The 9,608-nt window shown below is 69.8% G+C and carries 6 protein-coding genes; 3 read left to right on the plus strand and 3 right to left on the minus strand.

The features are described from left to right. Positions 1–591: 591 nt before the first annotated feature. Positions 592–1,881 carry a PP2C family protein-serine/threonine phosphatase gene (locus Ahu01nite_RS46055; RefSeq protein ID WP_239159677.1) on the minus strand — a complete coding sequence of 430 codons (1,290 nt, stop codon included), beginning with the start codon at positions 1,879–1,881 and terminating at the stop codon, positions 592–594. 38 nt (positions 1,882–1,919) lie between these two features. Then, a complete protein-coding gene (locus Ahu01nite_RS46060; protein ID WP_203843087.1) occupies positions 1,920–2,804 on the minus strand; it encodes an NAD(P)H-binding protein in 885 nt (294 codons plus the stop codon). A 101-nt stretch (positions 2,805–2,905) separates the two neighbouring features. Between Ahu01nite_RS46060 and Ahu01nite_RS46065 the strand changes: the two genes are divergently transcribed. Next, positions 2,906–3,790, plus strand: coding sequence for a LysR family transcriptional regulator (locus Ahu01nite_RS46065; protein ID WP_203843088.1), 885 nt, complete (start codon positions 2,906–2,908; stop codon positions 3,788–3,790). Here Ahu01nite_RS46065 and Ahu01nite_RS46070 read toward each other — a convergent pair. Further along, a complete protein-coding gene (locus Ahu01nite_RS46070; protein ID WP_203843089.1) occupies positions 3,775–4,824 on the minus strand; it encodes an aldo/keto reductase in 1,050 nt (349 codons plus the stop codon). The two genes, Ahu01nite_RS46065 and Ahu01nite_RS46070, sit on opposite strands and share 16 nt — an antisense overlap. A gap of 74 nt (positions 4,825–4,898) precedes the next feature. On the opposite strand from Ahu01nite_RS46070, the gene Ahu01nite_RS46075 reads away from it, so the two are divergent. Further along, positions 4,899–5,432 carry a TetR/AcrR family transcriptional regulator gene (locus Ahu01nite_RS46075; RefSeq protein ID WP_203843090.1) on the plus strand — a complete coding sequence of 178 codons (534 nt, stop codon included), beginning with the start codon at positions 4,899–4,901 and terminating at the stop codon, positions 5,430–5,432. A gap of 146 nt (positions 5,433–5,578) precedes the next feature. Then, complete coding sequence (locus Ahu01nite_RS46080) at positions 5,579–9,259, plus strand: S8 family serine peptidase (protein ID WP_203843091.1); 3,681 nt, start codon at positions 5,579–5,581, stop codon at positions 9,257–9,259. Positions 9,260–9,608 lie beyond the last annotated feature (349 nt).

A 9,608-nucleotide genomic window follows, 5' to 3' on the forward strand; every position in this document is an offset into this window, starting at 1 on the left:
AGAGGCGACACGATCCGCTCCGTGCAACATGTGACGAGGGCCCCGGCGCTGTGAAGCGCCGGGGCCCAAGGGTTACGGGTCAAACACCATTCACCGGCAGGTGCGCCGGGTTCTCGTTTCCGCACCAGCCCGACTCTCGGGTTTCGGGTGCGAGGATCGCATAAGCGTGACCGGAGACCACCTCTCGTTCGATGGAAACAGCGGTGTCCGCGCCCAGCCCACAGCAAGCAGCCGGTAACGGGCGATCCAACGGTGTGCAGCCCTCCCTTTCCTCTGAACTACCCACTAACTCCTCGCCGGCGCCGGAACCCCACGCGACTTCATGGCCCCGAACACGTACGGCGAATGTTCTTACCGTTCACTTCCCTACTACGAACTTCCTTGCTTCGCGACGAAGCCCTGAACTGACATCGGCCCCGCCACCTGCACTTCTCCCTGCAACTACCTATTACCTGAGCCGGGTCGTTGTCGGTCCGGCTCCTTCGCCTCAGCGGGCGGTGATCGTCTGCGTCTTTGCTGTTCCTTCGTTTCCGACAAGAGAAACATTAACCGGTCCTCGCGAGCATGTCTAGTATCCCGGACATAGATTTTCTAGGAGCCGCCATCCAGGTGGCCGGCGTCCTCCGGCTCGGGTGCGCTGGCCCGATCAAGGTCCGCGCCGGCCGCGGTGGAGCGGGTGTCGCCGTGACCGCCGTGCCAGTCGAGGACCAGCAGGCAGGCGTCGTCGGGCAGGACCGGTCCGGCGACGTCCAGGACGAGGTCACCGAGGACCCGGACGACCTCCCTGGGGTGCAGCTCGCTCAGTTCACCCAGCCGTGCGCCGAGGTCGAGCGCGGCGGCCCCGCGTTCCAGCATCCCGTCGGTGACCAGCACCAGGCGGTCGCCGGGCCGCAGCTGAAACCGGGTCGCCCGGTAAGGCCGGCGGGCCAGGACCCCGAACGGCCGGTTGACGAGCAGCGCCAGCGGCCGTACGACCCCGTCGCGGACCAGGAAGGGCGCGGGGTGCCCGGCGTTGACGGCTTCGACCGCCCCGGTGGCGAGATCGACGCGGCCGATGAGCCCGGTGGCGAACAGCGACCCGGCCGGAGCGTTGCCGAGGACCGCCTCGTTTGCGGCCTGCGCCTGGTCGAGCAGGGAGTTGCCGCGGCGGCGGGCGTTGCGCAGGCCGCCGACGCACAGGGTCGCGGTGAGCGCGCTGTTCACCCCGTGTCCCACGGCGTCGGTGATGCTCAGATGCAGAAGATCACGGGCGAGGCTGTAGTCGAACGTGTCCCCGCCGATGGTGGCCGCCGGCTCCAGCCATGCTGACAGGGTGAACGAGTCCGCCTCGCAGGTGAACGCCGACGGCAGCAGCCGCCGCTGGATCTCCGCGGCCAGGGTGAACGGCGTCGTCCGCTGACCCCACTCGAACAGGTCGGTGTGCCGGCGGTTGGCGATCACCACGAAGGCCAGGGTGTGCGCCACCCCCGACACCCGCGCCACGGCCGCGTCGCCGGGCGCCGCCGGCAATGCGATCTCCAGCAGCCCGATGGCCTCGCCACGCTGGGTGACCGGTGCCCGCACGACGAACTGCTCGCCGACCTGCTCCACCAGCACGTGCTGCCCCCGCAGGACCTGCTCCTGCGGCCCGCCGTCGAAGGGCAGCACCACCGCGACGTCCTCATCCTGCTGGCGGCCGGCGGACGCCTCCCCGATCGGCACGTGGACCAGCCGCACCAACGCACGACCGCTCATGTCCGCGACCAGGAACGACACCCACAGCGCACCCAGGCTCACCCCGACGCTGCGGGTGACAGCCTCCACCGCGTCGACCGGCGGCGCCTTCTCGACCGCGAGCAGCACATCGCTCAGATCCGCACCACTCATCGCGCTGTCAGCCACAAGCCAGCATAGGCGCGATCGATCACCACCGACGATGATCAGGCGTCGATTGCCGGCTTGAGGACCTCGACGCACCAGTCGCGGAACGTGGTGGGTGTGCTCGACGACGGCGTACGCGTGACGCCCTGGTCCAGGCCGTTGTTCTTGGCCGTGGCCATGTCGACGCGGCCGTGGGCCATCGCCTCGGAGGCGCCCTGGTCGAGGGCCATCTTCAGGTTGGCCTCGGGGGTGGTCTGCACGTAGCGGACCGGCTTGCCGAGCACGTCGGAGATGATCGCGGCCATGTCGTCGTAGCTCAGGTCCTCGGGGCCGAGTGCCGGGACCTCGCCGAAGCCGGTCCAGGTGTCGTCGAGCAGCAGCCGGGTGGAGACCGCGGCGATGTCCCGGGTCGCGATCAGCGGCACGGCCAGGTCGTGCGTGGTGGGGCCGTAGAACGTGCCCTGGTTCTTGATGGCGCCGACCTGCCGCAGGACGTTCTCCATGAAGGACGGATTGGCAACAGCCCGATACGGTACGCCCGAAGCCGCGATCAGGTCGTCCATCGCCAGCGTCGCCGTGACGTACCCCGCCTGGCCGGCCACCGCGGTGCCCCGGCCCAGCGCCGAGATGCCGACCACCCGGCCGACGCCCTGCGCGGTGAACGCCTCGATGCCCGCCCGCGCGAACTGCGAGTATGCCGTGTCCAGGCTTTCCGCCTTGGGGTTCGCGGGCACGAGCCAGAAGACAGCGTCGGCACCGGCGAACGCCTCGGTCACGACGTCCGCGTCGGCGTGCGAGCCGCGGACGACCTCGACCCGGTCGGCGACGCCCGGTGCGAGCTTGGCCGGGTCGCGGGCCACGACGCGTACGGGTGCGTCCGCGTCGAGCAGGTTCTGCAGGACCTTGCTGCCGATGGTGCTGGTGGGAGCGGTGACCACAATCATTGTTTTTCATCCCTCTTCGGTCGGAATCAACATCACCCAGTGAACGCTGTTCCGGCGCGGAGCGGAAAGACCGATGCCATCTTGATTGATACTCTCGAAGTATGAGTGACCTGGAGACCCGGCAGCTGCGCTACTTCGTGGCCGTCGCCGAGGAGCTGCATTTCGGGCGGGCCGCCGAGCGGCTGGCCATGGCGCAGCCGCCGCTGTCCCGCGCGATCCGGGACCTCGAACGCCAGCTCGGGGTCGACCTGTTCGTCCGGACCACCCGCCAGGTCGCGCTCACCCCGGCCGGCGAGACCCTGCTGATCGACGCCCGGGTGGCGCTGGACGCCGTCGCCGCGGCATCGCAGCGGGCCCGGCGCGCCGCCCGGCCGGAGCAGAGCCTGCGGCTGGCCTGCAAGGCCGACTTCGACGGCGGCCTGCTGGCCCCCATCCTGGCCGCCTACGACACGACCCCCGTCGAGCTGCTGCTGACCGGCCCGTGGGACCTGGTCCCGGCCCTGCACGACGGCCGCGCCGACGTGGCGCTGCTGGCCACGGCGTTCGACGACCCCACCCTCGACAGCGAGGCGCTGCTGACCGAGCCGCGCATGGTCGCGCTGCCCGCGGCGGATCCGCTGGCCGCGCGTACTACCCTGCGTCTGGCCGACCTGACCGGCCGCCGCCTGCCCAACGGCTCCGGAGCCGAGACCGGCAACCTCGCTCCCCCGCCGCCGGGCAGCCCGGCCATGCGGGACCTGTCGCAGATCTTCAACCTGGTCGAGACGGGCAGCCTGCTCTGGTTCCTCCCCGCCTGGGTGGCCCGCCAGTTCCCGCGTCCCCACATCGCCTACCGCCTCGTCGAGGACCTCCCGCCGGCCACCCTCGCCGTCGCCTGGCCGGCGGCGTCCCGCTCACCGGCGGTCGCGGCGCTCGTGCGGGCAGCCGTCCGCGTCGCCAAGGACGCCGTCGCCGACGAGCCCCACGTCAGTCAGGCGTTGGCATAACCCGGGATGCTGTCCCGGATCCGCTGCATCTCGGCCTCGTCGGAGATGCCCTGGAAATCGTGCCGCGGCGTGTAGGGCCGCTGCAGTGCGGCGACCTCCTCGGCGGTGAGCTCGATCTCCAGTGAGGCCACGGCGTCGTCGATCTGGGTGGTCGTGTTGGCGCCGACGAGCGGGGCGGTGACGACCGGGTTGGCACGCAGCCAGGCCAGCGCGATCTGGGCCCGGGTGACGCCGCGCCCGGCCGCGATGGCGCCGACGGTGTCGATGATCGCGTGGTTGGCGGCCTGCTCCGCGGGCGTGTAGAGCATGTCGGCGAAGCCGCCGTCGGTCGCGGCGCGGGTGGTGGTCTTCGCGTCGTCCCAGGCCCGGGCGAGCCGGCCGCGGGCGAGCGGGCTCCAGATGACGGTGCCGACGCCCTCGTCGAGGCAGAGCGGGATCATCTCGCGTTCCTCCTCGCGGGCCAGCAGGTTGTAGTGGTGCTGCATCGACACGAACCGCGCCCAGCCGTGTTGTTTCTGCAGGTTCAGGGCCTTGGCGAATTCCCAGGCGTGCATCGAGCTGGCGCCGAGATAGCGGACCTTGCCGGCTCTGACCAGGTCGTGCAGCGCTTCGAGGGTCTCCTCCCACGGCGTGGCGTGGTCGTTGCGGTGGATCTGGTAGAGGTCGATGTAGTCGGTGCCGAGCCGGCGCAGGCTGTGCTCGGCCTCGGCGATGACCGCCTTGCGGGAGAGCCCGCGGCCGTTGGGACCGGGCCGCATCGGGTGGCGCAGCTTGGTCGCGATGACCACCTCGTCACGGTCGGCGAAGTCCTTGAGCGCGCGGCCGAGGATCTCTTCACTGGAACCGTACGAATACATGTTCGCGGTGTCGAAGAAGTTGATCCCGGCGTCGAGGGCGTGCCTGATCAGCGGGCGGCTGGCCGCCTCGTCCAGCGACCAGACGGGATGCCCGCGCCCGGGGTCGCCGTAAGTCATCGCACCGATGGCGACGGGCGACACGTCGAGGCCGGTAGTGCCGAGCTTGGTGTACTGCATGGCGCTCCTCTATTGTTGTGGAGAGGTCTCCACATACGTTAACGGAGAGGTCTCCACATAGCAAGGGAGATGCCGTGGTCCGCGCAGACGCCCGGGAGAATCGCGCCCGCATCCTGGCCGCGGCCCGGGAGGCATTCGCAGGTGACGGCAACGCCTCGATGAACCAGATCGCCCAGCTCGCCGGCGTCGGGCCCGGCACGCTGTATCGCAACTACCCGTCGCGCGAGGCGCTGATCCTGGACATCTACCAGGAGGAGATCGGCCTGCTCACCGGCTCGGTGCCCGAGCTGCTCGCCGGGCTGCCACCGGTGGAGGCGCTCCGGCGCTGGACGACCGACCTGGTGGACGCCATGCGCAAGAAGCACGCCCTCGGCGCCGCCCTCAGCCCGGACGCGCACAAGTCGATGGCGGATCAGAGCTACGGCCCGGTGATCGCCGCCATCACCCAGCTGCTCGACGCCGGCAAACACGACGGCAGCATCCGGGCCGACGCCGAGCCCGCCGACTTCCTCCAGCTCACCGGCGCCCTGTGGCGGGCGGCGCCGGACCGGGCGCAGCCCATGCTGGCGCTGATCCTTGACGGCCTCGGGGCACATCGGAACGGCTGATCCGGCCCCGTCCGTTTCGAGCGGCTACGCGTTCGGTTTCTATGTCGTTAACCGGCAAGATCGAAAACCTTCACATCGATCAGAACTGTTGCTTCGTCTATAGCGTCGACGGCACTTCAGGCTTCTGATCGAGTTGAGGTATTCCGTTGAGCCTTTCGTCCCCCGGCAGGTCCGTGCCGCTGATCGTGGCGGCCGTAACGGTGCTGGCAGTGACCCCGCCATCGCCTGCCAACGCCCAAGCGACCACAGGTCACACCAGCGCCACCAACCCGGCGACAGCCACCACGATCACCCTGATCACCGGTGACAAGGTGACCGTACGGCCCGGCGTCACCACCGTGCAGGGCCCCGACGGCGAGCAGGTCGGTGCGCACATCACCACCGTCGGCCCGGACACGTACGTGTATCCCGAGAGCGCCGCGCCGTACGTCGGCACGGGCCTGCTGGACAAGCGCCTGTTCAACATCACCTACCTGCAGCGCGAGGGGTACGCCGACAGCGCGACCGGTCAGCTGCCGGTCATCCTCGGCTACCAGAGCTCCTCGTTCGCCAAGCGCAGCGCCGACACCCTGCCCGAGGCCAGCACCGAGGTCCGGGCGCTGCCCAGCATCCGGGGCCGCGCGGTGACCACGGACCGCGCGCACGCCGGGAACTTCTGGACGTCGCTGACCGGCAAGGCACCCGCGGCCCCCGAGGCGCGGAAGGCGAGCACCACCCCCGCCTTCGCGCACGGCATCACCAAGGTGTGGCTGGACGGCAAGGTCCACGCCGCCCTGTCCGACAGCGTCGCGCAGATCGGCGCCCCGGAAGTCTGGGCGGGCGGGAACACCGGCGAGGGCATCGACGTCGCCGTCCTGGACACCGGCATCGACGCGGAACACCCCGATCTGGCCGGCCAGGTCGAGTCGAGCGCCAGCTTCGTGCCGGGCGAGGACGTCAAGGACGGGCATGGCCACGGTACGCACGTAGCGTCCACAATCGCAGGAACCGGCGCGGGATCGGGCGGCCTGGAGAAGGGTGTCGCGCCCGGCGCCGACCTCGAGATCGGCAAGGTCCTCGACAACGGCGGCTCCGGTCAGGACTCCTGGATCGTGGCCGGCATGGAGTGGGCCGCCCGGGACCGCAAGGCCAAGGTCATCAGCATGAGCCTCGGTGGCGACCCGACCGACGGCACCGACCCGATGAGCGCGGCCGTCAACGAGCTCAGCGCCGAGACCGGCGCGCTGTTCGTCATCGCGGCGGGCAACAGCGGCCCGACCGAGTCGACCGTGGGTACGCCCGGTGCCGCCGACGCCGCCCTGACAGTTGGCGCCGTCGACGCCGAGGACCACATCGCCGACTTCTCCAGCCGCGGCCCGCGCCTGGTCGACGGCGCGCTCAAGCCCGAGATCACCGCACCCGGCGTCGACATCCTGGCGGCCCGGTCGCAGTACTCGACGGAGGGCGAGGGCCTCTACCGCACGATGAGCGGCACGTCGATGGCCACCCCGCACGTGGCCGGCGCCGCTGTCCTGCTCGCCGCGCAGCATCCCGCCTGGACCGGTACGCAGCTCAAGGACGCCCTGGTCAGCACGGCCAAGGAGACACCTGACTACGACGCGTACACCGGTGGCAGCGGACGGGTCGACATCGCCAAGACCTCCAAGGCGACGGTCTTCGCGACGGCGAGCGCGTACCTCGGCATCCACCCGCTCGAGGACGAGCCCAGCGGCACGACCGAGAAGCCGATCACCTACACGAACACCGGTGCGGCTGACGTGACGCTGGACCTGACTCTCGCCGCTCCGGGCGTACCCACCGGATTGATCTCTCTTTCTGCTCCGAAGGTTGTTGTGCCCGCCGGCGGCACCGCCACGGTGACGGTCTCCGCCGACCTGAGCCTCACCCAGGAGAAGGGCCGCTACACCGGCAGCGTCGTCGCCACCGGCACCGGCGGCACCCGGCTCGCCGACACGCTCGTCGGGCTCAGCACCGAGGACCAGCCCAAGCACCTGGTCATCGAGCCCACCGGCCGCAGCGGCGAGGCCATGCCCGGTGAGATCATGCTGCTCCGCGACGGCGACCCGCCCGGCGCCTACTACTACTTCCTCACCAACGACGGCCACCCCATCGACGTGCTCGTGCCGCAGGGCCGCTACTCGGTGTGGATGTGGGGCGACGTCGAGGGCACCCACGGCCCGAACTCCCGAGGCATGGCGCTCGTCACCGCACCCACGGTGGTCGTCGAGAAGGACACCACCGTCGAGCTGAAGGCCAGCACGACCCGCGAGATCCAGGCGATCACGCCGAAGACCGCGGCGAACAGCGAGATCCGCCTCGCCTACCACCGCGAGCTGGGCACGGCCGAGGCGACCGACGCGTACATCCTCGACCGCTACTACGACAGCATCTGGGTCACCCCCGGTCAGAAGGCCCGCGACGGCAAGATGTCGGTTACCGCCCGGTGGCGCAAGATCCAGCCCCCGCTGGCGATCGAGAACGGCAGCACCACCTACGACGACCTGATCGTCCTGCCCGGCTCGACCGTCCCGGCCGAAGGCACCAAACAGATCCAGGCAGTCTTCGCGGGTACGGGCACCGCGGCTGAAATGACGGCAGCAGGGGTCAGGAACAAGATCGCAGTGGTACGCCAGGACGACCTCGACGAGCAGGTCGCAGCCGCCGAGAACGCCGGGGCAGCCGTGCTCCTGGTCGTCAACGGCGGCACCGGCCGCTACTTCGACGCCACCAGCCGGACAACGCTCGCCGTCGCGTCGCTGACCAAGGACGGCGGCGACCGCCTGATCACCCAGCTCGCCAAGGGCCGCGTGACCCTTCGCCTCACCTCCCACCCGACCACCGACTACCTGTACGACCTGGCCCAGTACTGGCCGGGCGGAGCACCGAAGTCGCTCGTCTACCGCCCGTCCGAGCGTGACCTGGCCCGGGTCGACGTCGACTTCCAGAACAGCTCCGACCGGGAGCTCTCCGAACGGCGCTACGACCTCAACCCCGACCTGCCCGTCCGGGTCGGCTCCTCCTCGACGATCAAGGTCGACCGCTTCCGCACCGACTGGGTGACCGCGGACGACAACGTCCGCTGGTCGCAGGAGCTGGACGACCTGCGATCCTTCGAGCGCAGCGGCACCCGCACCTACGAGCCCGGCACCCGCACCAGCGAGAAGTGGCTGGCCGCGATCGTCCGCCCCCGCATCAACGACTTCGGCACCCTCCCCCACCGCGACGGCGACACGATCGTCGTCGAGGTCCCGGGCTGGGGCGCCTCCGGCGAGAACCACGCCGGCGACGTCGTCCCGGAAGGCTCCCTCGGCCAGACCGCGACCCTGTCGCAGGGCAAGAAGATCATCGAGGCCAACACCTGGGGCTGGATCGACTCCAACACCGGCCTGAGCCCCAAGCGCCTGCCCTACCGCCTCGTCACCACGACCGAGGGCGACCCCGCGGTCCTCCCGTACTCCATCAAGACCAAGACGACCTGGGACTTCACCTCGGACGCCACCACCACCCGGCTCCCCCTGATCCAGCTCGACTACAAGGTCGACACGGACCTCACCGACAGGGCCTCCCGCTCCACCCCGATCACCGTCGTGCCGTCCCACCTGCCCGGCGCCCCGAGCACCGCCTCCATCAAGACGGTCACCCTCGACGTCTCCTACAACGACGGTGCCACCTGGGTCACCCAACGCCTGTCCAAGACCAAGGCCGGCTGGACGGCCGACCTCAAAGCCCCGAAGAGCGCCCAGCACGTCACGCTCCGCGCCGCTGCGAAGGACACACACGGCAACAGCGTCGAACAGACGATCACCCGAGCCTTCGGCCTGAAGTAGCACCAGCACATCAAGAACGGGCCGCGGCAATCCCTGCCGCGGCCCGTTCTGCTGCACCCCGCCCCTTCCGCTCCTTCCGCGGCCCGGCCGGCCCATGGCAACAGACCTCCAACGAAAACCCCAACCGCCTGCTCCGCCAACACTTCCCCAAGAGCAGCAACCTCAGCGTGCATGATCACACTTGCTGATTTGCCGATGACAACAAGACGGCCAACGAACTCGTGGCGCGGTGAGCACGAGGATCGCCTCCCGGGATCCGTCCGCCACCACTTTATGGCTATCCGAATACTCGCTATCTGCCATTCGAACTGATGTGATCCCCCTCAACCCGATAATGGCACACCCGTCC

The organism is Winogradskya humida, from assembly GCF_016862215.1.
GTDB classification, from domain to species: domain Bacteria; phylum Actinomycetota; class Actinomycetes; order Mycobacteriales; family Micromonosporaceae; genus Actinoplanes; species Actinoplanes humidus.

What these genes read in the sequence shown, in the direction of transcription:
- Ahu01nite_RS46060 (WP_203843087.1), bottom strand. Translation starts at nt 2,804, where the DNA reads ATGATTGTGGTCACCGCTCCCACCAGCACCATCGGCAGCAAGGTCCTG.
- Ahu01nite_RS46065 (WP_203843088.1), top strand. Translation starts at nt 2,906, where the DNA reads ATGAGTGACCTGGAGACCCGGCAGCTGCGCTACTTCGTGGCCGTCGCC.
- Ahu01nite_RS46070 (WP_203843089.1), bottom strand. Translation starts at nt 4,824, where the DNA reads ATGCAGTACACCAAGCTCGGCACTACCGGCCTCGACGTGTCGCCCGTC.